This is a genomic window from Nitrospirota bacterium (assembly GCA_015233895.1).
In the GTDB taxonomy this organism is placed as follows: Bacteria; Nitrospirota; Thermodesulfovibrionia; order Thermodesulfovibrionales; family Magnetobacteriaceae; genus Magnetomonas.
Genome location: JADFXG010000007.1, coordinates 1 through 26,098, shown reverse-complemented (window position 1 = coordinate 26,098; position 26,098 = coordinate 1). Strand labels below are relative to the sequence as shown.

Genomic DNA, 26,098 nt, shown 5'->3' with positions numbered 1-26,098 from the left:
AGTGGTGAGGCCCAGTTGTTTTTATCATTTCTCTGACAAAAAAGACAAGCTTTTTTGGTATTGCTAATAAAAAAATATGATTGACAAACCTTATATATGAACCTATAATACATAATTCTTATGGCAACAGGAAATGGTATCAAGAACAAGCTATAAAAATTGTTGACCACCCTCCACGATACCGTGAACTGCTTCTGCCCAAACTGATAGACAGGGAGATTGATGTTTCAGAGCTTGATATAAAGGTGAATCCAACATGAATTATAGGCTGATAGCTACCAATATAGGGCATTGGCATTGGAATAATATAGAAATAAATTATATAGGTATGATTGCTAATGCTTTATTTCCTTTCCAGAAAGAATCTTTTCCTAACGACTTCATAACATCTGAAACGGCTAAGTTAATATATGACTGGATTTTAACGCTTGCAAAACAGAACATGGAAGAATCTAAAATAAACGAATTATTATATAAATTTATAAAAGAGATAACACCAAACACAGATATGAATGATATTTATGAGTATTTAAATGAAGATGTAGTAGAAGTTTCTTATGACACGAACTTAAACGATTTCGTTTCAAGAAATTATCATAGCGAGATAAATATAAACTGTGAGCGTCTATTTAATGACGGACACTATTTTCATGCTGTTTTTGAGGCAAGTAAAGTATATAACAAACTTGTTAAAGAAAAGTCTCAAAGTAATAAAGATGGAAGCGAATTAATGATGTCTGCTTTGAATAAAAATGGTGTACTAAAGTTCACAAGATGTGAGTCTGATACAGATATAAACGTACAAGAAGGGATTATGCATCTTTCCGCCGGTCTTATGAGAGCTATTCGCAATCCTCAAGCGCATGAGCCTGCTATAGACTGGAATATGAATAATGAGGACTGTTTGGATATACTAAGTCTAATTTCTTATCTTTTAAAACAACTTGATAACGCTATATATTGTAAATAAACTTTTTGATATGAATACATTCTCTGAAGATACGCTTAATGGCAACTTGCTAATATCGCTGTGGAAAAGATAGAAATTAAACTTGAGGATGCAGAAAAGTATGAGTGAGTTATACAACATATATTGCGATGAAAGCTGTCATTTAGAGCATGACCAACAGAAAGCAATGGTTTTAGGTGCGATTTGGTGCAAACGAGATAAAGCAAGCGAAATATCAGTAAGAATTCGTGAGAAGAAAATTGAACATGGAATAAGTAAAGATTTTGAGATTAAATGGACAAAGGTTTCCCCTGCAAAGAAAGCTTTTTATTTAGGGTTGGTTGATTACTTTTTCGATGATAATGATCTGCACTTTAGAGCGTTGATTGTTCCTGATAAATCTAAACTTGACCATTTAAAACACGGACAAACTCATGATGAGTGGTATTATAAAATGTACTTCGACATGCTCAAAGTAATTATAAGCCCGGAGCACACTTATAGAATTTACCTTGATATTAAGGATACAAGAGGTGGTAAAAGAGTCAAGAAGCTTCATGAGGTTCTCAGCAATAACAGATATGACTTTTCTAAAACTATTATAGATTTTATACAATTGGTAAGGTCACATGAAGTCGAAGTACTTCAATTAACCGACCTTTTGACTGGTGCAATTTCATACCTGAATCGAGGGCTATCAGGGAACTCGGCAAAAGAGGCAATAATTCAGAGAATAAAAGAACGCTCACACTATTGCCTGACAAAAACGACCCTGCTCCTAGAGAATAAAGTAAACCTTTTCAGGTGGAATGCTTCAGAGGCAAATAATGACTGAGCAGCCTAAATGGTTACCTCAAATGGTGTCCACAGATGGGCAATGGAATGAAGTCCTTAAGGCGTTGTATTCCATATTTGAAAGTGACATTAAATACGGAAATCTAAAGCTCTGTGGATTAATGGTGTGGTGGGATAGAAGAATAAAAAGTGGAGAGAATTATGAAGAGGGATTCTGGCACTTAATAGAGAGAGACAATCGTGAAGCTGGGGAACGACAGTTTGACCCGCGGAGGGCAGAGCGATTGCCGTGGTGCCGCACTTGCGTTGACAACTATACTGATATATCTATAAAGTTTTGGGATAATAAAGATTCTCAAAAGATAGATACATACATATGGCTTGAAAACTATGATTACGTGATTATCTTTCAAAAGCGAAAGTTAAGAAAAGGCATTATATATTTCTTAAAAACAGCATACTACGTCGAAGGAGATGCTACAAAACTAAAATTAAGAAAACGCTTTAATGAACGAGTAACATAAGTGCATTTGCCGCCCTTTTAGGAGCGGCAAAAGATCTCCTTCTACTCGTGGTAGATGAGGCTATCTATATGCTAATAGATAAACGTGTGTAAATGCAAATAAAATATATTTATATATTTATAAGCTAAATTTATAATATGAATTAATACTCTTAAGATACAATCATTTGCAACTTGTTATTGTGGCTTTACAAATCTAAGCCATCTAAATCGTTCTACTGAGCGGCAGGTTCATCTCAAAACTGCTGCCTTTGCCGGGTTCGCTTTTGACCTTTATTGCTCCGTCATGAACGAGCATTATTTTTGACGCTATGGCTAATCCTAATCCTGTGCCCCTGTCTTTTGTGCTGAAAAATGGATCAAAGATTCTCTCTATATTCTGATGGCTTATCCCCTCTCCCTCATCTATTACTTTAATAACCGCTAAATTGTTTTCTGTTGCTTCTGCTATTTTTATCGTCCCATTTTCTGGCGTTACATGAACTGCGTTTATGATTATATTCATTAGCACCTGCTTCAAAAGCTCAAGGTCTCCTTTAACTAAAGGTGAGGTGCCATCATCAAATCTCTGCAGCGTTATCCCCCGTGCCTCAATTAATGGCAAAAGCATATCCAGAGATTCGTCTATCACTGAGGAGGTTTTAATATCAACAAATAACGGTTTCTGAGGTTTTGCAAAAAACAGCATGTTTGTTAGAATGTTGTTTAGGCTCCTGATGCCGGTTGATATCCCTCTGGCAAGGGTTGCGTGCTGAGTTTGTCCAAGTTCGTTTTCAAGCATACTGGCATAGAGCTCAATACTGCAAAGCGGACTCCGTATCTCATGCACAATTTGTGCTGCCATCTCACCCATCGCTATCAAGCGCTTGTTTCTTTCGTGCTGGGTTTCAAGCTCCTTTAGCCTTGTGATGTCCTGAAGCAAAAAGACCTTTCCCCTTACCGCTCCCTCTGAATCAGTAACAGTAGAGCTTGACACAAGTACATTATATTGGCTGTTTTCAACATTTAAAAAAGTATCAGGGCCCTCAGTTTCAATCGTAAAATCGAGGCTCTCTATCGGTTTCCCAATAGCCTCCGACTCTGCTATCCTGAGAAGATTCACCGAGGCTCTGTTAAACATCGTCACACTATCGTTTGAATCGGTTACAATAATTGACTCACTGAGACTCTCTAAAATCCCCTTCAGATAGTCCTTTGCCTCCTCTGTGTCGCTGAGTGCCTGCTCAAGCTGTTTGTTTTTTTCCTCAAGCTCTATCGTAAGATAATGAACACGTTCCTTAAGCTTTTCATACAAAAGCTCAAGACTCTTAGAGGCAACTGTAAAGTTGTTGAATGCTTCGTTAAGTCTGCCTATATCTTCCATATCAGGGGTTTGCTCCCTCCAGTTTTTTATCCAGCTCCTTTTGCTGGAGCATTGATTTAGCATAGTTTCCAAGCGTTGAATTGATAAGACTCAGTTTCTGTAAAGCATCCCCGGCCTCGGCTCCGGTTGAGCCGGTTGCAATGCCGTAGAGCGCTCTGTCATTACCGGGGTCGGTCTGTAAAATTTGTTTGTAATACTTTATTGCCTGCTCTTTTTTGCCGGCACTGGCATACATGTCGGCAAGCAGCAGGTAATCGCTCTGCGAAGCACCTAATGTATTGATTGTCTTTTCAAAAAATGCCGCTCCCCTTGCCTTGTCATCTATCTGACCAATTGTATCAACGATTATTTTTTTGTCATCCTTTTTTAATTCCTTAAGATCCATCATCTTCAGAATTGCATTCCTGAAATCACCATTTGAGTAAAACATATCAGCCTCAAGACGGTTGATTTCGTCAGGTGTCGCATTTAGCCCCTTAAGCTGTCCCAGATATTTAACTGCAGCAGACTTATCTCCAGCCTTTGATGACATATCGGAGAGTTCCCGGAGGGCATTGTACTTTTCCTTTTCAGGTCCGTTTTTAGACTGCCAAAGCAGAATATTTTCGTAGGATTTGCCCTGGCCTTTTAGCGCATTTTTCACATCCATTATAAATTTTTCACGGGATGGATTTAAAAGATACGAGCCATATGAGTCCCATAACGAAAGGAATTCCTTTTTATCTCCTTTCATAGCCTCACTAAGCACATTTTGAAGCATGTCAGAAAGTTCCTTAGAATCTGGTGAACTCTTCAATTGTTCAACTATCGCATCTATTGCATCTTTAAACTTTTTCCCCTTAAGCTTCATATTTACATTCATAAGACTTAATTCATTTTTTTCATCAGTTGTCAAATTCATAGACTTTATAACATCAAGTGTTTCTTTAGCTTCATTTAACACACCCGATTTAACCTGTGTGTTTACAAGTTTAAAATAGATTTTTCTAAGCATTGCCTTGTCATCCTCAGTAAGGTTCATTTCCTTAAGCGACGCAATAAGTTTTGTTGTCTCATCAACAATTCCTTTGTCCAGGTACGTGTCGGCAAGTTTCAAAAAATATTTTCGAAACAAGGCTTTCTCTTCATCATTCGTTAGCATGTGTTTAAGGTTAAGGAGCACTTCTTTTGCCTTATCAGGCATACTGTTTTTCATATATGCATCAGCAAGTGATAAGAGAGTTTTTCTGAACTTTACTTTCTCCTCTTCAGTCATAAAAAGAGCTTTGAGGTTTTCAAGCGCTTCTTTTGCCTTATCCGGCATATCGTGCTTAATAAATAATGCAGCCAGATTTAAGAACGCTTTCTTTTTTGCTAAACTGTCCTTTGCACTTGCTGCCTCCGTAAGAAACTCTATAGCTTTATCTGGTTTTGCATCCTCCATTGAGATAATCCCAATATAGAGCTTCGCCCTGTCCTTAAATTTTTCGTCTTTTACCAAAGATAAGAAGCTTTTTGCCTTTTTAGTATTACCATTAGTAAATAAATTCTCGCCATAATAGTACCGAGTTTTTTCGTCTTTTAAAAGATAACCCATACCTTTTGAAATGGCTTTTGAGTATGCTTTTTCAGCCTCTTTGTATTTTCCCATCTGATGCAGTATATTAGCTTTGCCATATAGAACCTCAGGTGAATCTTCAGCTTTGTCATAGTAAGTAAGAGCCTCTTCTATAGCTCCTGTTTCCTCCAGACTCTTAGCCAGGTATGCTCCAGCCTCTGCAGCATATTTTGATTTTGGGAAATTCCTCAAAAATGCCTTAAACTCAGCCCTGGATAGAAAATATCGTTTTTTCTCATAATTGATTTTACTTTGTTTAAACAGCGCCTCTTCTCTTATATTTTTGTTTTTCGCATATACATAAGCCCTGCCGTACCTTTCTGCTGCCTCAGTATCGTTGCCCCTTAACTGAAGAACTTTTGCATAGAGATAATTACAGGCGGCCAATTCATCAGCACCCTTGCTTTGTAACGGCCTGCACTCATCAAGCATTTTTATTGCTTTGCTGTAGTCCTTTAGTTCAATCAAAACCCATGCCTGCTTTAACTCCGGCGTCAAAATGAGTTCAGGGAGCGATAATGCAAAAGCATTTGTCATTAAAGAGACAAAGATTAAAAAAACTATTGAAAAGATATAGACTTTCATCAAATTATAGTAGCAAATTATATACCAGTTGGTAAGTTCTTAATTTAAAAAGGTTATTTAAATCTCAACACGTCAAACAAATGACATGTTTCGGCTATATGTCGTGCTGCTGTCATTGTGAATCACCAGACTTTATAGTATCTATTCCCTTCTTTTTTAATTTCTCTATAAAGGTGGTCCTGTTTAAACCCAAAAGAGCAGCGGCCTTACTTTTCACTCCCTGAGAGCGTTCCAGTGCTTGGTGTATTATATTGGTTTCTATGTCATCAAGAAAGGAGTTCAAATCTATCCCCTCAGGGGGAAGTTGGGATAAGCCGCCTGATGACATAACAGACGTGTGAGGATTAGCAGGAAAAAACCTCTCCGGTAGATCCTCAAGAGTTACGACCCCGTTTTCCGTCAGTATGGTGAAACGCTCTATAAGGGTTTCAAGTTCCCTGACGTTTCCAGGCCAGTTATACTTCACTAAAAGCTCCATAGCGTCGTCATTAACCACAATATGCTCTATAGCTCTTTTGTCGGAGTATATCTTTATAAAATGGTCTCTTAGAATAGGAATATCTTCTTTTCTGTTCCTAAGAGGCGATATCTTAACAGGTATGACGTTTAGTCTGTAGTAGAGATCCTCTCTGAACTCTCCGCGCTTTGTAGCCTCCTCAAGATTCTTATTTGTGGCAGCCAATATTCGGACATCGCCCTTTACGGTTTTAACTCCCCCTACCCTTTCATATTCCCTTTCTTGCAGAACTCTGAGGAGTTTTACCTGCAGGGATGGGTGCAGCTCACCAATTTCATCAAGAAAAATCGTGCCTGTATCGGCAAGTTCAAAGCGTCCTTTGCGTGCACAAATGGCGCCAGTAAAAGCACCCTTTTCGTGGCCAAAGAGTTCAGACTCAAGTAATTCTTTAGGAATTGCACCACAATTAACAGGTACAAAAGGATTCTCTGCCCTTACACTTAAAAAATGAATCGCCTTAGCCACCAACTCCTTACCAGTTCCACTCTCTCCCATTATCAAAATGGTACTATCTGAGGATGCCACCTTCTCTATTATCGAATAAAGACGCTGCATCTCCTGAGACTTACCGATTAACTTATTAAAACATGTTCTGGTCTGTCCTTCTTTCATTAATAATATTGTATAGTTATTCCTTTAGTATGTCAATAATCAGACACCTATTAAAGTTAGTTTAACTGTCTTTGTTAAAAAAAAGCTGCGATAACCTCAAAACTGCTGTGTTATACTAAATCCTATGAAATTAAAACAAATTCATAATATCATTAACAAGTTTACCGGTCTTTTAAATATTAGGCTGATTAAAATATCTGTTATTATTGTCTTAGCAGTACTTGCTTATAGCAATACTTTAAATTCACCATTTGTACTTGATGACCACAACCTCGAAAATCTTTGTCAGTACAGAGACTTTACCGAGATGAGGTTTGTAACCGAAACAAGTTTCTTTTTAAATTGTAAACTCCACGGACTCAAGCCACCTGGCTATCATATTGTTAATATTTTGATTCATATAATAAACGGTCTTCTTTTATTTGCTTTTAGTTTGCTTACATTGAATGCTGTATCAGGAAAATCTACTGCAGAAAGTTCAGAAAGAGCAATAAATGAAAATGTAGCTTTCCTGATTGCTTTAATTTTTACACTACATCCGAATCAAATTCAGGCAGTGACGTATATCATACAGAGGTATTCCTCGTTAGTTACATTGATGTACTTGTCGTCGTTGGTGTTTTATGCTTTATGGCGGAGGACCGGCTGTGGTGATCCTAAGATAAAATTAAAAAAATACGTGTTTTATGCTTTGTCACTGTTTTTTGCTTTGGTTTCAGTTAAGACCAAAGAATCTGCCATTACGCTTCCTGTGATACTTACCGCCTATGAATTTTTATTTTTTAAGGGTAAAGTGACAAAACGAATATTTTTTCTTATTCCTTTCTATGTAATTATTCCTTTAATTTTAATAAAATTAGGAACATTCGGCATCCATCTCGACTTAAGTAAAGTTAATGACTTCAGCTCCGTTGATAAATCCCTTAGCTATTCTGCCACAAGAAACCCTCTGTATGTTTATTCAGCCGGAGAAAACTTCTTTACCCAGATAAGAGCGGTTGTAACTTATATAAAAATGCTAATCTTTCCGGTTAACCAAACCCTCATATACTACTATCCGGTCTCAAAGGTTTTTTCAGACTACCGGGTGATTTTATCCGGAGTTTTTGTTCTGATAATTCTTAGCTATTTAGCAGTCTTAATTTTTGATTCGTTTAAAAAGAAAAATGATGATAACAACCGTCTCTTTTACAAATTAGCAGCCTTTGGAATTTTATGGTTTTTTATTAATATTTCACCTCAGCTACTGGTTGCCGTAAAAGAATGGGTATTGCTTCAGTACAGGGCATATTTGCCATCGGCAGGATTTTCTCTTTTTGTGGGAGCTTTAGCATTCAGATTTTTGCGGAAATTCGGAGAGAAAGTAATAGTAATAATCTCTTTAGGAATAGCGATTATTTTAACTCTTACGACTTATACAAATAATGTACACTGGCAAAGCGAGATAACATTGTGGGAGGATAATGTCAGAAAAGCACCGCAGCATCCCCTTCCCTACAATTTTTTAGCAAACGCATATTTCAACAAATATCGCTACGACGAAGCACTCAGAGCAGCTAAACAAGCTATAGAGTTAAACATAAACGACTATCAGTCAATCAACCTGACAGGATATATTTATGAACACCTTGGAGAGATTAATGATGCTAAGAGCGCTTATGAACTGGCAATAAAAACGAATCCCCTTTTTGCTCCGCCTTACATCAATCTTGGAAATATTTATGCCTCACAAGGGCAATACGACGAAGCACTTAAGCTGTATGAAAAAGCATTACAATTAAAATCCGATCTTGCTCAAACTTATAATAACATTGGCAATATTTATCTTAAACGCGGCGTGCTTAAGAAAGCACTGGAAAATTACAAAAAAGCCATAGCTATAACTCCAGCCTTTGCAGTGGCTCATAACAACCTAGGTGCACTTTATTTAAAACAGGGACTTATAGAGGAGGCAGTGTCAGAATTTGCAATAGCGTTAGAATATCAACCCGATTATGCAGATGCTGCCCGTAATCTAAATTCCATTAAATGTAATCCAGGTTTAGTTTTGCACTAATTCCAGGTTAATTCATTGCTTTGCCTGAGTAAAAATCTTGGGAAATCAAATTGGTGCAGTTTTACATAAAACCATTAATGAATTAACAGATAAATTGTTGCGAAAGTAATATTAATACTAAGAAAAATTACGTGCTAAATCCCCAAACTGTAAGAATTGGAATTACTTTTTAATACAGGGTAGCGTTCAAATACAAAATTAAGTTACAGAAAAAGGAGGAGATTGCTACGCTGCGCTCGCAATGACTACAAGGGTTAGCGTCTTTCTATCCGTCATTACGAGGAGCGGTAGCGACGTCGTAATCTCCTCTTTATATAAAACTTAGATTGCAATTCGATATTAAACCCCACTCCCCTGAAACGCGGTGTTGGTTGCTCCAACAACGGGTTTAACAGCTTCTTGCAAAATAATCATAGAATCTGTACAATAATCCTATAGAAAACTTTAATCATTATATAGCAGACCGTGTTTCTTTTCGTTCTGCTATGACAGAACATTAACAGGAGTAATTAGAGGATCAATTATGGGGGCTTGTTCAAAATGGATGAAAATGAACTATTAGAAGTAATCAATAAAGCGTATGAAAATAAAGCTAAAGAACTAGACTTGGCTAGTGAAGAACTAACAAGCCTCCCACCTGAGATTGGAAAACTTAAGAATTTGCTTAGACTTGATTTATCTAGAAACCAACTAACGAGTCTCCAGCCTGAGTTTGGAAACCTTAATAAATCACTTGCATTTTGGGTAGATGACAACCCACTTGTAACCCCGCCGATAGAGATAGCAAGAAATGGCATTAATGCGATAAGAGAATTTTTTGACTCATTAGAAAAGCAAAGTACAATTACAGTGGCATCACCAGTTTTATATACATCCATTATTGCTACAGCAGAACAAAAACCAGAAATTGAAAAACGATATGAAGCAAAGTTAATAATTGTTGGGCAGGGTGACGTTGGAAAGACAAGTATTTTAAGAAGACTAATTGATAACAGTTTTTCAGAAACTCAGGAAACAACAAAAGGAATAGAAATAAAGTCGTTAACTTTAAAAATTCAAGACAATCAGAATATAAAGTTAAATGTGTGGGATTTTGGCGGACAGGAGATTTACCACGCAACCCATCAGTTTTTCCTGACAAAGCGCTCTGTTTATATGCTTGTATGGGATGCCAGACAAGAGGACGAATACGGCAGAATTGAACACTGGCTTAACACCATTAAGGTATTCGGTGTGGGCAGTCCGGTTATTTTAGTTCTTAATAAGTACGACGAATACGCAGGTGATATTAATTTAAAAGATTTAAAAGAGAGATTCCCCGGTATCATACAAGGTTTTTATCGCGTAAGTTGTAAAGAACCTGATAAGGTTCATGATAGTTTTGATAAACTGAAAGCCGATATAGCTGAGATAGCCGCCCAGTTGCCACATATGGGTAGTGATTGGCCGCAGCCATGGATAAAAATCAGAGAGCAATTAGAAAATGATACAAGAAACCATATTGAGTATTCAGAATTTCAAAAGCTGTGCAATGAAAACGGAATTGAAGCAGGTAAGGAAAATGTGCTTGATGAATATCTTCATGATTTAGGCGTGTTTTTACATTTTAAAGACGATTTGACACTGCACAATACGATAATTATAAAACCATCATGGGGCACTAATGCGGTCTATAAGGTTGTGTCGTCAAGAGCAGTTATAGAAGGAAAAGGGATTTTACATAAGAACGATTTGACTGATATTTGGAAAAAAGAGGATGGCTATCCAAAAGAAAAACACGATGTACTTCTTAATTTAATGAAAAGGTTAGAGTTATCATTTCAAATAGAGAAAAAAGAAAATCACGTCATAGCTAGCGCTTTAACCAAAGAAAGCGTTGACATAGACTGGGATTTAAAGGGCAGCGTAAAGGTCATATATGAATATGACTTTTTACCAAAAACGGTTATCCCAAGGTTTATTGTAAGAGCCCATGAATTAATCAAACGAGATGAAAACCAAAATTATTTATGCTGGCGTACTGGTGCGATATTACAGAAAATTGATAACGGCAATAAAACAAAAGCTTATATAAGAGCATATCCAAACGACAGGAAAATAGAGATTACAATAGCTGGAGATAAAAAACGTGAAATTTTGACTACTATAAGAAATCACTTTGAGAGTATTCATGAAATAACCAAAAATCTTAAGGCTGATTTAAAAGTGCCATGCCCGTGTTTTAAAGACTGTAAGTACCTATTTGAATATGATTTTCTCACTCAGATGGAAATTCAGGGCGAACTCAAAGTTAACTGTGGTAAAACTGCCAAACCTGTATCACTTAAAGAGCTTCTTGAACATACAAAAAAGTACGATGTGTTTATTAGCCACGCCCGTAAAGATAAGGACACAATTGAAAATGAGATATTGCGTGATTTGAAAACTAAAGGGATAAGCTATTGGATTGATCATGAAAAGATAGGATTTGGCGAGAGGATCATAGAAAAGATAGAAGAGGGGTTGAAAGACAGTAAGCACATTATGCCCTGCCTAAGCGAAAATCTTGGAAAATCAAATTGGTGTAGAGCCGAATATGAATCTGTTTTATACGATATTTTTTCTAAAAAAACAGATAAAAGAGTAATTCCTTTAAGGCTGGATAATTGTGGTGACGATGATATTTCTCCTTTTCTCAGAGGTCTCAAAATGGCGAAATATAAAGGAGATAATTCTTATAACGAATTACTGGACTTTCTTGCAGAACAGTAGTTATACCGAGTTACGTTCAAAGATATAAATAAAAGACCTGGATTCCTGCCTTCGCAGGAATGACAGGAAAGGGACAGAATGACAGGATAGGAACCCCAGCCTCTTTGTCATCTCGCACCACCTCTTTGTCATCCCGCACTTGTTGCGGGATCCAGTCCTTTTTCTCCACCATTACATTATATTAGCTTTTTGGCGACAAATCGGTATTAACGTAATGCTATAAATCCTTTCATCTTTTCGTCAGTTTAGCGGGCGGAGCTCGCTGTGAGACTTTTTAAGCGGCGGAACGCCGGTTAAAAAATTCTTTAACACAACATATAACATTCTATAAAAAAAGGAGATTGCCACACCCCCTGCGGGGGTTCGCAATGACAGCTTCGGATGATCACTAACCCAAAACCTGGGGTCAAGGGGTTCAAAACCCCTTGCGGGAGGGTCTAAGGGAGGGCAGCGCCCTCCCTTATTACTTATTCATTTTGTTCTTTCTACCACTTAATCAGAGCGGATGCCCATGTGAGGCCGCCGCCAAATGCCTCAAGCAGGATATAATCTCCATCCTTTACGCGTCCGGTTACGACTGCTTCATCGAGGGCTATTGGGATTGAAGCTGCCGAGGTGTTGCCGCATCTGTTGAGATTTAGCATCACTCTGTCCATAGTAAGGCCAAGACGGCTGGCTGTTGCAGCGATTATTCTCAGGTTTGCCTGATGTGGGATTAAAAGAGCCAAGTCTTTTGGGTCAACTCCGTTTTTTTCAAGAGCGTCAACCACAAGTTTCTCAAGAGTTCTGACAGCAATCTTAAAGGTCTCGTTCCCTTTCATTTTAATATAATGAAGCCTGTCATTTACAGTTTGAACCGAGGTAGGATGTTTTGAGCCGCCACCCGGTAAAAGCAAAATATCAGATAGAGCGCCGTCGGAGTGAATATCAACAGAAAGCACTCCATTGTATCCATCATGTGCTTCAAGAATGACTGCTCCAGCGCCGTCTCCAAATAAGACGCATGTGTTTCTGTCCTGCCAGTCTGTAAATTTAGTTAAAACCTCTGAACCTATTAAGAGAATTCTTTTATATAACCCTGCCTTTATGTACGCATTAGCGGTTGAAAGGCCAAAGATAAACCCGGAACATGCGGCATTTATATCAAACGCTGCGGCTTTGGAGGCGCCAAGCTTTTTCTGCACATAGCAGGCTGTAGCCGGAATCGGCATATCCCCGGAGATTGTTGCCACTATTATTATATCAAGACTGTCTGCCGATAAGCCTGCCCGTTGCAGCGCCAGCTTTGATGCCTCATAAGCCATATCTGATGCCGTCTCATTATCAGCGGCAATCCTGCGCTCATGTATTCCGGTTCGTTCTACTATCCACGTGTCAGAGGTGTCAACCATTTTTTCGAGATCACTGTTTGTAAGAACCTTCTCAGGCAGATATGAGCCTGTTGAAATTACTCTTGCATTGCTCAAATCTAAGTTCCCTCGGTTCTGAGCATATTTTGTGAGGCGATATCATCGGCTATTATTTTATTTATGTTCTGCATAGCAAGTTGATGCGTAAGTTTCAAAGCGTTTCGTATGGCTTTTGACGATGACCTGCCGTGGCAGATTACGCATGTGCCGTTTATTCCTAATAGAGGTGCGCCACCGCTTTCGTCATAATCGGTGTGCTTTTTAAAATTTCTGAATGCTGGTCTTAAACACAAAAACCCAAGTTTGCCAAAAGTTAAATCTGATATTTCATTCTTAAGTATCTGAATTACTGCCTCTGCCAGACCCTCACTTACTTTAAGAACAGTATTTCCGATAAATCCGTCACAGACAATCACATCGGCAAGCCCCTTAAAAATATCCTTTCCTTCAATGTTGCCGATAAAGTTGATTTTTGCCGATTTTAATAATTTAAATGTCTCTTTGGTAAGCTCATTGCCCTTTGAATCCTCCTCGCCTATGCTTAGAAGGGCAACTGTGGGCGCCTCTACGTTATAAACCAACTTGTAGTAGGCTGATCCCATAAGAGCAAACTGAAGGAGGTTTATAGGCTTACAGTCAACATTAGCTCCGGCGTCAATTAAAAGAAAACGCCCCTTAATTCTTGGCATTAACACAGCTATGGCAGGCCTGTCCACACCGGGAGCCTTCTTTAATATCGTGAGTGAGGTTGCCATCGCCACCCCTGAATGCCCTGCGCTTACCGCCGCCTGTGCCTCGCCTGATTTTACCAGCTCAACAGCCACTCGTATGGAGGAATTTCTCTTCTTTCTTAACGCATTTGCTGTTGAGTCATCCATGCTTACGACCTCGGAGGCATGTCTTATTTCGATTGCTCCACTACGGTATTTCTTTTTTGCAAGCAACGCTTCTAAGACATCAGTTTGACCCACCAGTATAATCTTTATATCCGGCAGCTCATTAACTGACTCCACCGCTCCGTCCACGTTGACTCCGGGGGCATTATCGCCTCCCATGGCATCCAGGGCTATTATCATTTTTCTTTACTCTTTTCTATAAATTTCTTATTCTTTTTCTTTCACTGCGAGAATACTTCTGCCGTTGTACTTACCGCAGCTCATACAAACCCGATGCGGCAATTTCACCGCCTTACAATCCGGACACAGTATCAGAGTCGGCGCTGTTCCTTTCCAGTTAGCCCTCCTTTTGTCCCTTCTTGACTTTGAATGCCGCGATGTTGGATTAGCCATTTACTACTCCTTTTAATTTGTTTTCGTTAATAAATCTTTTAGTTTAAAAAAACGTCCCTCTCCGGACGTATTTTTGCAATTACAAGTTTCCGTGTTTAAATTGATGCCGCACACAGGACACAGCCCCCGGCAGTTGTCTGAACACACTGCACTGATTGATACGTTAAGAATTACCTGCTCTCTCAACATTTGTGCTATATCAATCTCTCCTTCACTGTATTGGCACACGTCCATCTCACCGGTGCTTAACTCCACACTGTCCTCTGAGACCGGTTCACCCTCCGGAGCGTACAGAAGATTAAGGTCAAGCGGCAATTCGCTTATAAATTCGCTAAGACACAGGCCGCACTGCAAACCTATATCCACCTTTGCCTTACCACTTACTATTACCTCAGTGCCGCTTCTCTGTAACTCAATGTGTCCCCTTACCGGCCCCTTCGTCTCAATTCCCTCTGCCTTCAGTGCCATGTCTATGGCAATGTGCATCCCCTCATCCGGGATATCCATCACTATCACTTTCATACCTTATAACCCTACCCTCCCTAACAGTTCTAACTCTGCTTACGTAGCGTAGAGTAGAATTATAATTTTAATAATTAAAACTTGTCAAGCTTAACAACAAAATGTTACAGTAATGAGCTGTGATTATTTTAGGAATAAATCTAAACCGTAACTGGTACAAGTGGAAGAGCTAAGCGAACTAGTAGAGCAGAGAAAGAAAAAGCTGGAGGAGCTTCGCTCTATGGGTGTTGAACCCTACAGTGCAACCTTTAACCCCGGCAATTCGGCACGGGAGCTTGCTGAGCGGTTTGCTACAAAGACACATGATGAACTTGAGGCCGAGCGTGTTGAGTGCAGCGTTGCAGGACGCATCATAGCTTTAAGAAACTTTGGGAAAGTCTCGTTTTCTCATCTGCAGGACGGCTCTGATGAAAAAATTCAACTGTACATTGCTAAAAATATATTATCAGAAACGAAATACCTTATTTTTAAAAAAATAGATATAGGGGATATTGTAGGAGTTTCAGGCAGGCTTTTTAAAACCAAGACAGATGAGCTAACTATAGAGGTTTTAGATTTTAAAATCCTCTCTAAATCACTGCGACCGCTCCCTGAGAAGTGGCACGGGCTAAAGGACGTAGAAATCCGCTACAGGCAGCGGTATGTTGATTTAATCGTAAACCCTGAGGTAAGAAAAACCTTTGCCATTCGCAGCAAACTGGTGAAAGCCATACGTGATTTTCTTGAAAGCCACAACTTTATAGAGGTAGAGACCCCGATGATGCACCCAATTCCGGGAGGAGCAGCCGCAAAACCATTTAAGACCCATCATAATGCGCTCTCAACGGATTTATACCTAAGGATTGCCCCGGAGTTATATCTGAAAAGGCTTCTTGTCGGAGGGTATGAGAGAATATTTGAGATAAATAAAAACTTCCGTAACGAGGGCATCTCTACAAAGCATAATCCTGAGTTTACAATGCTTGAGTTTTACATTGCATACAAGGACTACAATTTCCTTATGTCATTTACAGAGGAGATGTTTTCGTTTGCGTTAAATAAAGTGGTGGGAGCTCTTAAGCTAAAATATGGAGAGGTTGAGCTTGATTTTACGCCGCCATGGAAACGGGTGTCTTTCTTTGATTCATTCATAGAAAAGGGGGTTCCGGAGGAGATTTTAAGAGACACTGCAAAGGCCACCGAATGGGGCAGAAAAGAGGGTTTAAATATTCCTACCGGAGCATCTTATACAAATGTGATAGATGAGATATTTAAGGTGAAAGTGGAACCGGATTTAGTCCAGCCTACCTTTATAACGGATTATCCTGTTGAGATTTCACCGCTTTCGAAAAGGCGTGCCGATAAACCGGAACTTGTTGAGCGTTTTGAGCTTTTTATTATGGGACGCGAGATAGCCAATGCGTTTTCAGAGTTAAATGATCCAATTGACCAAAGACAGCGGTTTATAGAGCAAGTGAAGGCTAAGGAGAGCGGAGATGAGGAGGCGCACTGGATGGATGAGGATTTTTTACGCGCACTTGAGTACGGAATGCCGCCTGCCGCCGGGGAGGGTATCGGTATAGACCGCCTTTCAATGCTAATAACAGATTCACACTCTATCAGGGATGTTATCCTGTTTCCTTTGCTTAAGCCACAGATGTGAAACTTCCATACTTTTTTGCCATAGCGCTTAGATATCTTAAATCTAAGAAAAAACACAAAAGTATCTCCTTCAACACGGTCATATCCACAGGCGGGGTGGCGCTGGGGGTTATGGCGCTCATCATAGTGCTCTCGGTAATGAGCGGATTTCATGAGGATTTGCAACGGAAAATCCTTGGCGTCAACACTCACCTTCTGGTACTAAGCCATGAGGGCACAATCCCAATGTATGAGGAGCTTGCAGCTAAGATACAGAAATTTCCCCATGTTGAGGCCACAGCTCCGTTTGTGCTTGGCCAGGTGATGGTTTCTCAGGGAAAAAGAGCTCAGGGGGTTTATCTAAGGGGGGTTATCCCAGAGCTTGAAAAAAACGTGACAGACTTAAAGAAGTACATTAAAAACGGCTCACTTGATGAGCTCGGCAAAACAGAAGACGGCATTGTGATAGGCACAGAGCTTGCCGGAGGTCTTGGCGTCACAGACGGAGACTATGTAAATATTATCTCTCCGGTAGGTGAGATAGGTCCACTGGGTATGATCCCAAAGGCCAAAAAATTTAAGGTTGTGGCTGTGTTTGAAATCGGGATGTATGAATATGACTCAAGCCTTGCTATAACAAACATGGCAGCAGCTCAGAAGTTCTTTGGATTAGGGGACACGGCAAACGGTGTTCAGGTTAAACTTGACGACATCTACAAGGCTTCTGAGGTCAGAGAGACGCTTAACACAGCGCTTGGGTTTCCCTACAGGGCAAGGGATTGGATGCAGATGAACAGAAATCTTTTTTCAGCGCTAAAGCTTGAGAAATTTGCCATGTTTATCATATTGACCTTGATAGTGATTGTAGCGGCCTTTAATATCATCTCCACTCTTATAATGAATGTTATGGAAAAGGAGCGTGAAATCTCAATTCTTAAAGCTATGGGAGCAACCAACTCCGGCATCATGGCAATTTTTATGATTCAGGGGTTTCTTGTAGGTTTAACCGGCACACTGATTGGAGTAACCGGAGGAGCGATAACTTGTTATCTCTTAGATTCCTATCAGCTCATAAAACTCCCGCCAGATGTGTATTATCTCAGCCATCTGCCGGTTAAGTGGAAACTATCAGATTTTGTACTGGTCTCAGTATCAGCTTTAACAATTAGTTTTTTATCAACAATATATCCGGCATATCAGGCGGCAAAGCTTGACCCCATAGAGCCGCTCAGGTTTAAATAGTTAAAATAGCAATACTAACTTTTTCCTTTGTTATAACACATCATCCAATTTTATCGTTCAAACTAAAATGCCTTCTCTATACACCGCCTTAATAAATGAAGATTCCCGTATAGGACTTTCTTTCAATGCACCAACGGTAACAACTATAGGAACCACAACAATATCATCAGGAAACCCGGCTTCCCATGCACAGTCGCTTATTATGTTGTCTATATAATGATTTGATATGTCCACAACAACCAATACATCCAGATCAGAATGTTCAGATGAATCTCCCCTAACTCGTGAACCGTACACAACGATATCAGAAACTGATATTTTATCTGATAAGAGAGATTTAAATCTATCTATAACATCAATTATTTTTTGTTCCATATACCTCCCAAAATCATATTATACAACATATCTATTCAAGGTCTGTAGTGCCAAAATAAAAGAGTACCGTTATGTCTTTGCCGTTTCTCTATACGGTTTAATTTCACTAATCAAATCCTTGTTTCTTTCCCGGGCCTTATACAGGTCGTACTGGTCCTGAAGATTCAGCCAGATCTCCTCTGATGTGTCAAAAAACCGTGCAAGTCTAAGCGCCATATCAGCAGAGACATTTCGCTTACCATGAATTATCTCATTCAATGCAACAGATGTGGTCTTAAGACTCTTTGCAACCTCTGCCTGAGTTAGGCCTAGTGGAGAAATGAACTCATCTCTGAGTATAACCCCCAGATGAGTCGGCTGTCTTTTTAGGTCGTACATAAAATCCTCCTTAGTGATAATCCACTATCCCAACATCATAGGTATCCCCGTCTCTATACCTGATCGGCAAAGGACTTTATCATCTTTCTTAGTTTAACACACCGTTTTGATGTATGTGAAGATGGGATATTTTAAGAGAATATGCGATTAGCTTTGCAGAGTACTCTCTGATATGTTAAACTTGACAAGTGGATATTGTAATTAAAGCAGAACTGGTATGTTTAAGCTTATAAAACGGATTATATATTTAGCGATTTTTTCGGTAATTGGGTTTTATGTTATATCATATGTTTCAGGCGGTGAGCAGTTCCGGTGGTTTGGTAAGGAGACGGAACGTACCGGCAAAGCAATTAAAGAACTATCGGAAAAGGCCGCTGAAAAGGCCGATGTTGTAAAAAAATCAGACGGGTTTTTAAAAGGAATCGTCATACGCTCCTATAATAAGATAAAATCCATCATCAATAAAAAAACAGCCGTCAAAGAGGAAATTAAAGACAACACCACAGATAAAGACGACAATATAACTCCAGCTAAAACCCACAAACGACACCATCAAAATCCAGTAGATGAGAAAAAGCATGGTTATAATATCTGACCTCAGTAAATCGTTTAAAACCGATGCTGGTGTCCTTGAGGTTTTAAAAGGGATAAACATGGAAATAGGGGACAGACAGCTGATTTCCATAATGGGAGCCTCAGGGGCCGGGAAAAGCACCCTGCTTCATGTCATGGGCACACTGGACAGACCAACCTCCGGCACAGTTAGCTTTAATGGTCAGGATGTGTTTTCATTGGATGACAAGAAACTGGCTGCATTTAGAAATAAAACGATAGGATTCATATTTCAGTTTCATAATCTCTTGCAGGAATTTAACACTCTTGAAAACACGATGATGCCGGCACTTATTTCAGGAGCAAACCGTGAGGAGGTGACAGAGAAGGCAGCCGCACTGCTTACCGAGCTTGGGCTTAAAGAGCGCATAACTCACCGTCCGGCAGAACTCTCCGGCGGCGAACAGCAAAGAGTGGCGGTAGCACGCGCACTTATCCTTGACCCACTTGTAGTCCTTGCCGATGAACCCACCGGTAACCTTGACACTAAAACAGGCGAGCACCTTATTGAGATAATGCTTAAGATGAATCAAAACAAAGGAACAACTTTCATAATCGTTACCCACAACGAGTCCTTCGCTAAAAAAACCCAAAAAATTTACCACATGGAAGACGGCAGATTGCTGGATTAGACATCCTCGTAGCTTTCTTTGATTTTTAAAATCTCATCCAGATGTTCAACAAAAACCTCAACCAGCGCGGAATCAAAGCATAAACCGGAGTTCTTTTTTATTTCTGCAACTGCATCCTCCACGCTCCATGCTTTCTTGTAAGGACGTTTTGAAGTCAGTGCATCGAACACATCACAAACTGCAACAATACGCCCCTCTACGGGTATAGCCTCACCGGAGATGCCGTACGGATAACCTTTGCCGTCCCACTTCTCATGGTGAGTCAGCGCTATGGTTCTGGCAAGAATCATTATCTCTGAATCGTGGTTGTCAAGAATTTCCGCACCTTTTGTTGTATGGGTTTTCATGATTTCAAATTCCTGAGGGTCAAGTTTTGCAGGCTTTAGAAGTATGCTGTCTGGTATGCCTATTTTCCCAACATCGTGCATTGGGCTTGCATGAAGTATTAACTCACAGTGTTCCTTACTAAAACCCGCACCCCTTGCCACTACCTCACAAAACTGGCTCATACGGATTATATGATTTCCGGTCTCATTGTCCCTGTATTCTGATGCCCGGCCAAGACGGCGGATTATCTCCAACTGTGTGTGTTTTAACTGTCTCGTTCTCTCCTGTACTTTTTCCTCAAGACTCTTGTTGTAATCTATCACTTCATTATGTAGAAGGCGAATCTCCAGCATGTTTTTTATTCTCGTTAACACTTCAAGTCTGTCAAACGGTTTTGTTAAGAAATCCTTTGCACCGTACTCAAGCGCCTTTACCCTTATTGTCCTGTCCGTGTAAGCAGTCAGTACCATTATTGAAAGATACGTTTTACTCTCTATCTTTTTTAGCTCTGACATCACCTGAAAACCATCCATAAATGGCATATTCAAATCTAATAAAATCAAGTCTGGATTATGCAACTTATACAAATCCACAACATGGCGTGAATCCGTCGTTGTTAAAATATTCTTATAACCCTCAGCCTTGAGCATCTTTTCTACCAATGCCACGTTTGCCTGGCTGTCATCCACTATCAATATTGTAGCTTTAGATATTTGCTCTGCGTCCAAAATTTATTGCTCCTTAATCTTTTTCGCTAAAAGTCCTTCTATTATACCCATAAGCTCTTTAAAATTAAATGGTTTTAGTAAAAATCCGGTAAAGTCATTCCTGTTTACACTACATTTGTTACCCTCATCTACATAGCCGCTTAACGCTATAACAGGTATCTGTGCTGTTTCAGCATCTTCTCTGATTCTCTTTAACACCTCTACTCCTGATATATCCGGAAGGTTAATATCAGTAAGTATAATGTCCGGTCTATGCTCTTTAGCAAGTTGTATTCCAGTTAACCCATCATTTGCAGAAAGGAACTCTATATTGTTATAACGTGATACTATTCTGCCAAGCAGCGTTATACTTGCCGGATTATCATCAATGTAAACTATTATATATTTATCTTTTCCTTCTTTATAAAAAATATTATCAGATATACATGACCGCTGTTTATTAAATTCATTGTCTGAAAGTGCAGTTGATACCGGAATTGTGAAATAAAATCTGCTCCCATTGCCCTCTTTGCTTTCCACCCCCATGGTGCCGCCCATAAGGGAAATAAGCTCCCTTGTCATAACAAGCCCTATTCCCAGTTCGTCAATTGGGCAGCAACTGTAGTCAGTATTGCTAAAAGGCTGAAATAAATACTTTAGATTTTCCTCAGATATGCCAATCCCAGAATCTGACACACTGACTTCAAACATCTCATCAGCTCTATTGCATTGTACAAAAACGCTGCCTCCCTCTTTGCTGTATTTAACGCCGTTGGAAAGTAAGTTAAGTATTACCTGTTTCAACCGCATCCTGTCAGCTCTGACAAATGTCCCGGTACAGCTTTCCATGTCCAATGATACAGAGACACGACAGCTTTCACCAATAGGTGTTAACAACGATATACATTCCTCCACTAGTGCCTGCAAATTTACAGGTTCAAAGGAAAGCTTTACCTTGCCGGATTCAATTTTCGACAAATCTAAAACATTGTCAATTAATTCAAGCAGATGACGACCGGCTTTCAGGATTTCAGCTGTATTTTCCAACTGATATGTAGTAAGGGGGTCGTATGGGTCAGATTCAAGGAGTTGTGCAAAACCCAGTATTGCATTCATGGGGGTATGCAGTTCATGACTCATTAAAGAGAGAAACTCCGACTTTGCCCGATTTGCCTGTTCAGCCTCCTCTTTTGCCTTATTGAGCTCATCCTGAATATGTTTAATTTCGGTTATGTCAGTAAGTGCACCGTCAGCATATAACCTGCCGTTTTTTTCATAAGCTAACATAGAACGGCACATTAGCCAGAGCTGTCTTCCTTCTTGATTTATTACCCTGACTTCTACCGAGAAAGGTTTGTTGTTTTCAAACAGATCGGTATAAGCGGCTTTAAGTTTGCCAACATCATCTGGGACAATACAACCAGACTTATAAATATTGACAGCATTTTGAAGTTCTAACGGAGTCTTTCCTATAAGATCCTCGACATTTTTACTTATAAAAACAACCTTACCACTGATGTCACATGTCCAGATAACGTCGGGAATATTGTTTACAAGAGAGCGGAACTTCTCCTCGGAATGTTTAAGGGCCTCTGCTGTTATGTAATTATAAGTGATGTCTCTCTCTGTTAATATAAAATGAGTGACGGTCCCATCCGAGCCCATTACAGGTGACACAGTGATATCCACATAATAATGTTCACCGTTAATGTCCTTATTTTCAGCTACTCCTCTGTAAACATTGCCCTCAATTACAGAGGTACGTAGTTTGGAAAAAAACTGCTCAGTAAACGGCTCTTCGTTGATGTCTTTGATGAGCTTTCCTATGACATCTTTTTCCATAACTCCCTTAAGTGAAAGATAAGCCCTGTTGACAAACTCGATGTAACCCTCTATATTAGCGATAATAACACTGTCAGCGGTGTGCTCTACTGCTGCAGAAAGTTTTCTAAGATTCTCTTCGTTCCTTTTCCTCCGGGTTATATCTCTGACTATAGCTACAGCATTCCACGCTCCTTTTATTTTAACCGGCGAGAGGGACAGCTCAACAGGGAAAACAGTACCGTCTTTTTTCACTGCCGGCAGTTCTATTGTTTTCCCTATGACATTGCCATGCCCAGTGGCAGCAAATTCAGGAAATGCCTTTGCATAGACATTAAAAAAGTCCGGATGAGCAACTATCTTGTGTACATCCTTATTTATTACCTCTTGTGATGTATATCCAAAGATTTTTTCCGCACCCGGACTCCAAAACGTAGCACATCCGGTGTTGTCTATCATGATAATGGCGTCTGAGGCTGAGCTTGTTATCTTTTTTAGAGTTTCCTCGCTTTCCCTTAACGTCTCCTCAGCCTCACGTCTTTCGTAGATTTCACGCTCAAGCAGGGCATTTACTTTTGAATGCAGTTCCATGTTGTCTTGTAGTTCTTTGGTTGTCTCTTTTGAAGATATTTCCAGTTCTATTATTCTTTTTCTGTAATAACTATAGAGAGCCCAAAAAACTGGCAGAGAAAAAGATGAAAATACAATGCCGTAAAAGATAAACCTCAGACTACTGCCTGTACAAGGAAATACACAATAAGAAAATGTAAAAGATGCTCCAAGAAAGAAACACACTGCAACAACCGGTAAAAAATATTTTTCTAATGTTTTCTTAGCATTCTCCATTGTTATTTCCCTCTAAATAAAAGATACAGCACCACATTTTTAATAATAACCTTTCTTTTAGAAATAAAACAAATGTTTTCCGGATTAAAACCCTTTTTTTACCGGTTTGGCTGAACTATTACTAAATATGTTATCATTAATTACATGGCTAAGAAAATAGAGTTTATACCGCTTGCAAGAGACACTTTCATTGCGATAAAGTCAAACACGTTAATAATAACTCCTACGATAATATTTTCTTTGATCTTATCCATGTTCACGTATAAGTACCTGGGGCCCGGGCTTACTAAATTATCCGCATTATCCACTCAATCGCTTAAACCACAAGACTTAGCGCTGTTTAAAGAACTGATCGGGAAACTTGCTATCGCAAATATCCTGAATTTTTATATGCAGATGTTTGTTCACGCAATGACATTAGCAATGGCACGTGAACTTATCGAAAATGGTACTTTAAGTTATCGGAGTGCTATAGCAGAGGTTTTAAAAAAGTTTTCCTCACTCCTTTTTTCCGGAACCCTCTTTGGTATCCTTTTGGTTGCAGGACTGATGCTGCTTATAGTGCCGGCAATATTTGTCAACTTCTTTTTTATGTTTACATACGTTCTTATAATAAAGGAAAACAAACACTCTTTTACTGCGATACGTGAAAGCATAAAGCTGGTAAGACGTAACCTCAACGCTGCATTTTCGGTCTATGTAACCCTTTTTAGCATAGCCATCACTGTATCCATAATCAATGTGTTGGCCACAAGTGCTATGGAAAGCATTGCTGATACAAACGCATTACATAACGCTGCTAACAGCATTTTAAGCGGAATACTCTCCGCCATTGCTCATGATAAATATGAAAAGATATTAAATATCATTAATAACACTCCCTCATATCTGGCCATAGCAATGACAACCATTCTAACTGGCGTTGTGATGGCTTTTATTGCCATTATGATACTGAAAACCTATGATGTGCTAAAAGAGCCGGACGCTGCCAATGCAGCCGTTACAGAAGCATGATAGATACCCACTGTCATCTTGAAATGACGCCCTTTGAAGGAGTTGTCGGAGAAATCGTAAGAAAAGCAGCTGAGGCTGGCGTAAGTCCCCTTATAACGATAGGCTCTGATGCAGGAAGTAACGAAAGAAACAAGGTGATAGCCGAGGCTTATGAAAATGTCTTTTTCTCAATCGGTATTCATCCCCATGAGGCAAAAGATTTAACCACAGCTGTTTATGAAGATTTGCGTGGTCTTTGCAAACACAAAAAGTGTGTGGCAGTGGGCGAGACCGGTCTTGATTACTACCACAACCACTCACCCAAAGATGTACAAAAGCAGGCATTTATCAAGCAAATAGAACTGGCAAAGGAAACCGGATTGCCATTGGTAATCCACAGCCGTGAGGCCTCAGAGGATACATTAAGGATACTCACCGACCACAAAGTAACACGGGGGGTTTTTCACTGTTTTACAGCCAATGTGGAGACGGCTAAAGAGGTGATATCAATGGGGCTTTATATTTCATTTTCCGGCACTGTTACTTTTAAAAACAACCCCGATGTTGAAAAAGTCGTAAACGCTGTCAGCGATAACCACCTTCTGATTGAAACCGATGCACCGTATTTGGCGCCTGTGCCGCACAGAGGGAAGAGAAACGAGCCGGCTTATGTAGTTCATACCGCTAAAAAGATAGCACAACTGCGCGGTATTTCACTGGAGGATGTTGACAGAATCACAACGCTTAACGCTCAAACCCTGTTTGGGCTAAATACTCAATCACATGAGGACAAAATCGCCTATCAAATAAGAAACACGCTCTATCTTAACATGACCAACTCCTGTACAAACCGGTGTGTATTTTGTCTTAGAAACATAAATACTACAGTTAAGGGGCATAATCTCAGCCTTAGGGCAGACCCTTCGGCACAGGATTTGATTGTTGCTATAGGAGACAATCCGGCTAGGTACGACGAGGTGGTTTTTTGCGGTTATGGAGAGCCGCTCCTAAAACTCGACAATGTAATAACTGTGGCAAAACACATAAAGGCACATGGTGGCCGTATCAGGATAAACACAAATGGGCTTGGAAATATAATCCATAAGCAAAACATACTGCCGCAACTAACCGGCCTTGTTGATAAAATCTCCATAAGCCTCAACGCACAAGACGCAGAGACCTATAACAGGCTTTGTGCCCCGACTGTGGTAAACGCCTACCCAGGGGTAATTGAATTCATACGAGAGGCAAAAAAATACATTCCGGATATTATCGTATCAGTAGTTGATGTCCCTGGCGTTGACATTGCAGGGTGTAAAGAGATTGCACAGGAGTTGGGCGTAAATTTCAGGCTGCGGCATCTTGATGTGCTTGGGTAGGGTTATAGCTTAGAATTCTTAGAAATACCAATTCGACATCAAAAAAAATTATTTAGAAAGATTTCCGGTAATTGTTAGAAGCGCAATGGGAACTAAAATCCACCCTGCAATAATATGAAAGTACATATAGTATCTAATAATACAATTGCAACCGTCTCTTAGTTTGTAGTTTTTTTCGACTTTTAGGTCAACCACAGG

General features: G+C 39.6%; 23 protein-coding genes. 12 read left to right on the top strand and 11 right to left on the bottom strand.

Annotated elements, in window-relative coordinates:
• Positions 1 to 80: 80 nt before the first annotated feature.
• From HQK88_06905 to HQK88_06890, 4 genes are all read left to right on the top strand, one after another.
• On the top strand, positions 81 to 260 hold the full coding sequence (locus HQK88_06905) for a hypothetical protein (GenBank protein ID MBF0616531.1): 180 nt from the start codon (positions 81 to 83) through the stop codon (positions 258 to 260).
• Positions 257 to 970 (top strand): TIGR02391 family protein, encoded by a 714-nt coding sequence (locus HQK88_06900; GenBank protein ID MBF0616530.1) that lies wholly within the window; start codon positions 257 to 259, stop codon positions 968 to 970. The genes HQK88_06905 and HQK88_06900 overlap by 4 nt, the downstream gene beginning before the upstream one ends.
• A gap of 100 nt (positions 971 to 1,070) precedes the next feature.
• Positions 1,071 to 1,784: a DUF3800 domain-containing protein gene (locus HQK88_06895; GenBank protein MBF0616529.1), complete on the top strand. Its 714-nt coding sequence runs from the start codon at positions 1,071 to 1,073 to the stop codon at positions 1,782 to 1,784.
• Positions 1,777 to 2,268, top strand: coding sequence for a hypothetical protein (locus tag HQK88_06890; GenBank protein MBF0616528.1), 492 nt, complete (start codon positions 1,777 to 1,779; stop codon positions 2,266 to 2,268). The genes HQK88_06895 and HQK88_06890 overlap by 8 nt, the downstream gene beginning before the upstream one ends.
• A 204-nt stretch (positions 2,269 to 2,472) precedes the next feature.
• Here the strand turns inward: HQK88_06890 and HQK88_06885 are convergent, their stop codons facing one another.
• The 3 genes from HQK88_06885 to HQK88_06875 form a co-directional block, all read right to left on the bottom strand.
• The gene (locus HQK88_06885) at positions 2,473 to 3,630 is read right to left on the bottom strand and encodes a hypothetical protein (GenBank protein ID MBF0616527.1); all 1,158 of its coding nucleotides are present in this window, start codon (positions 3,628 to 3,630) and stop codon (positions 2,473 to 2,475) included.
• Position 3,631: 1 nt separating this feature from the next.
• Positions 3,632 to 5,695 (bottom strand): tetratricopeptide repeat protein, encoded by a 2,064-nt coding sequence (locus tag HQK88_06880; GenBank protein MBF0616526.1) that lies wholly within the window; start codon positions 5,693 to 5,695, stop codon positions 3,632 to 3,634.
• A 229-nt stretch (positions 5,696 to 5,924) separates the two neighbouring features.
• Positions 5,925 to 6,941, bottom strand: coding sequence for a sigma-54-dependent Fis family transcriptional regulator (locus HQK88_06875; GenBank protein ID MBF0616525.1), 1,017 nt, complete (start codon positions 6,939 to 6,941; stop codon positions 5,925 to 5,927).
• A gap of 124 nt (positions 6,942 to 7,065) precedes the next feature.
• On the opposite strand from HQK88_06875, the gene HQK88_06870 reads away from it, so the two are divergent.
• Both HQK88_06870 and HQK88_06865 read left to right on the top strand, forming a co-directional pair.
• Positions 7,066 to 8,997, top strand: coding sequence for a tetratricopeptide repeat protein (locus tag HQK88_06870; GenBank protein ID MBF0616524.1), 1,932 nt, complete (start codon positions 7,066 to 7,068; stop codon positions 8,995 to 8,997).
• A gap of 540 nt (positions 8,998 to 9,537) precedes the next feature.
• The gene (locus tag HQK88_06865; protein MBF0616523.1) at positions 9,538 to 11,748 is read left to right on the top strand and encodes a TIR domain-containing protein; all 2,211 of its coding nucleotides are present in this window, start codon (positions 9,538 to 9,540) and stop codon (positions 11,746 to 11,748) included.
• A 485-nt stretch (positions 11,749 to 12,233) separates the two neighbouring features.
• Here the strand turns inward: HQK88_06865 and HQK88_06860 are convergent, their stop codons facing one another.
• Genes HQK88_06860 through HQK88_06845 form a run of 4 tightly spaced genes read right to left on the bottom strand, consistent with a single transcriptional unit; the run spans position 12,234 to position 14,968 of the window.
• Positions 12,234 to 13,214, bottom strand: a complete 981-nt coding sequence (locus HQK88_06860) for a ketoacyl-ACP synthase III (protein ID MBF0616522.1) — start codon at positions 13,212 to 13,214, stop codon at positions 12,234 to 12,236.
• A 2-nt stretch (positions 13,215 to 13,216) separates the two neighbouring features.
• Positions 13,217 to 14,233 carry a phosphate acyltransferase PlsX gene (plsX, locus tag HQK88_06855; protein MBF0616521.1) on the bottom strand — a complete coding sequence of 339 codons (1,017 nt, stop codon included), beginning with the start codon at positions 14,231 to 14,233 and terminating at the stop codon, positions 13,217 to 13,219.
• Positions 14,234 to 14,260: 27 nt separating this feature from the next.
• Positions 14,261 to 14,446, bottom strand: coding sequence for a 50S ribosomal protein L32 (gene rpmF / locus HQK88_06850; protein ID MBF0616520.1), 186 nt, complete (start codon positions 14,444 to 14,446; stop codon positions 14,261 to 14,263).
• A gap of 12 nt (positions 14,447 to 14,458) precedes the next feature.
• Positions 14,459 to 14,968: a DUF177 domain-containing protein gene (locus tag HQK88_06845; protein MBF0616519.1), complete on the bottom strand. Its 510-nt coding sequence runs from the start codon at positions 14,966 to 14,968 to the stop codon at positions 14,459 to 14,461.
• A gap of 160 nt (positions 14,969 to 15,128) precedes the next feature.
• On the opposite strand from HQK88_06845, the gene lysS reads away from it, so the two are divergent.
• Entirely contained in the window at positions 15,129 to 16,610 is a 1,482-nt protein-coding gene (gene lysS / locus HQK88_06840; protein MBF0616518.1) for a lysine--tRNA ligase, read from the top strand.
• Positions 16,607 to 17,830, top strand: a complete 1,224-nt coding sequence (locus tag HQK88_06835) for a lipoprotein-releasing ABC transporter permease subunit (protein ID MBF0616517.1) — start codon at positions 16,607 to 16,609, stop codon at positions 17,828 to 17,830. Before lysS ends, HQK88_06835 begins: the two co-directional genes overlap by 4 nt.
• Positions 17,831 to 17,887: 57 nt before the next feature.
• Here HQK88_06835 and HQK88_06830 read toward each other — a convergent pair whose 3' ends face one another.
• Together HQK88_06830 and HQK88_06825 are read right to left on the bottom strand one after the other, a co-directional pair.
• A complete protein-coding gene (locus HQK88_06830) occupies positions 17,888 to 18,205 on the bottom strand; it encodes a nucleotidyltransferase domain-containing protein (GenBank protein ID MBF0616516.1) in 318 nt (105 codons plus the stop codon).
• Positions 18,206 to 18,274: 69 nt separating this feature from the next.
• Positions 18,275 to 18,583, bottom strand: coding sequence for a HigA family addiction module antidote protein (locus HQK88_06825; GenBank protein MBF0616515.1), 309 nt, complete (start codon positions 18,581 to 18,583; stop codon positions 18,275 to 18,277).
• A 217-nt stretch (positions 18,584 to 18,800) separates the two neighbouring features.
• Here HQK88_06825 and HQK88_06820 point away from each other — a divergent pair, with 217 nt between their 5' ends.
• Both HQK88_06820 and HQK88_06815 read left to right on the top strand, forming a co-directional pair.
• A complete protein-coding gene (locus tag HQK88_06820) occupies positions 18,801 to 19,178 on the top strand; it encodes a hypothetical protein (GenBank protein MBF0616514.1) in 378 nt (125 codons plus the stop codon).
• The gene (locus HQK88_06815; protein MBF0616513.1) at positions 19,162 to 19,827 is read left to right on the top strand and encodes an ABC transporter ATP-binding protein; all 666 of its coding nucleotides are present in this window, start codon (positions 19,162 to 19,164) and stop codon (positions 19,825 to 19,827) included. Before HQK88_06820 ends, HQK88_06815 begins: the two co-directional genes overlap by 17 nt.
• Here HQK88_06815 and HQK88_06810 read toward each other — a convergent pair.
• Both HQK88_06810 and HQK88_06805 read right to left on the bottom strand, forming a co-directional pair.
• Positions 19,824 to 20,882 carry a response regulator gene (locus tag HQK88_06810; GenBank protein ID MBF0616512.1) on the bottom strand — a complete coding sequence of 353 codons (1,059 nt, stop codon included), beginning with the start codon at positions 20,880 to 20,882 and terminating at the stop codon, positions 19,824 to 19,826. The genes HQK88_06815 and HQK88_06810 overlap by 4 nt on opposite strands.
• 3 nt (positions 20,883 to 20,885) lie before the next feature.
• The gene (locus HQK88_06805; GenBank protein MBF0616511.1) at positions 20,886 to 23,528 is read right to left on the bottom strand and encodes a PAS domain S-box protein; all 2,643 of its coding nucleotides are present in this window, start codon (positions 23,526 to 23,528) and stop codon (positions 20,886 to 20,888) included.
• 144 nt (positions 23,529 to 23,672) lie between these two features.
• Between HQK88_06805 and HQK88_06800 the strand changes: the two genes are divergently transcribed.
• The gene (locus tag HQK88_06800; protein MBF0616510.1) at positions 23,673 to 24,542 is read left to right on the top strand and encodes a hypothetical protein; all 870 of its coding nucleotides are present in this window, start codon (positions 23,673 to 23,675) and stop codon (positions 24,540 to 24,542) included.
• The gene (locus HQK88_06795) at positions 24,539 to 25,900 is read left to right on the top strand and encodes a YchF/TatD family DNA exonuclease (GenBank protein MBF0616509.1); all 1,362 of its coding nucleotides are present in this window, start codon (positions 24,539 to 24,541) and stop codon (positions 25,898 to 25,900) included. The genes HQK88_06800 and HQK88_06795 overlap by 4 nt, the downstream gene beginning before the upstream one ends.
• Positions 25,901 to 26,098: the final 198 nt, after the last annotated feature.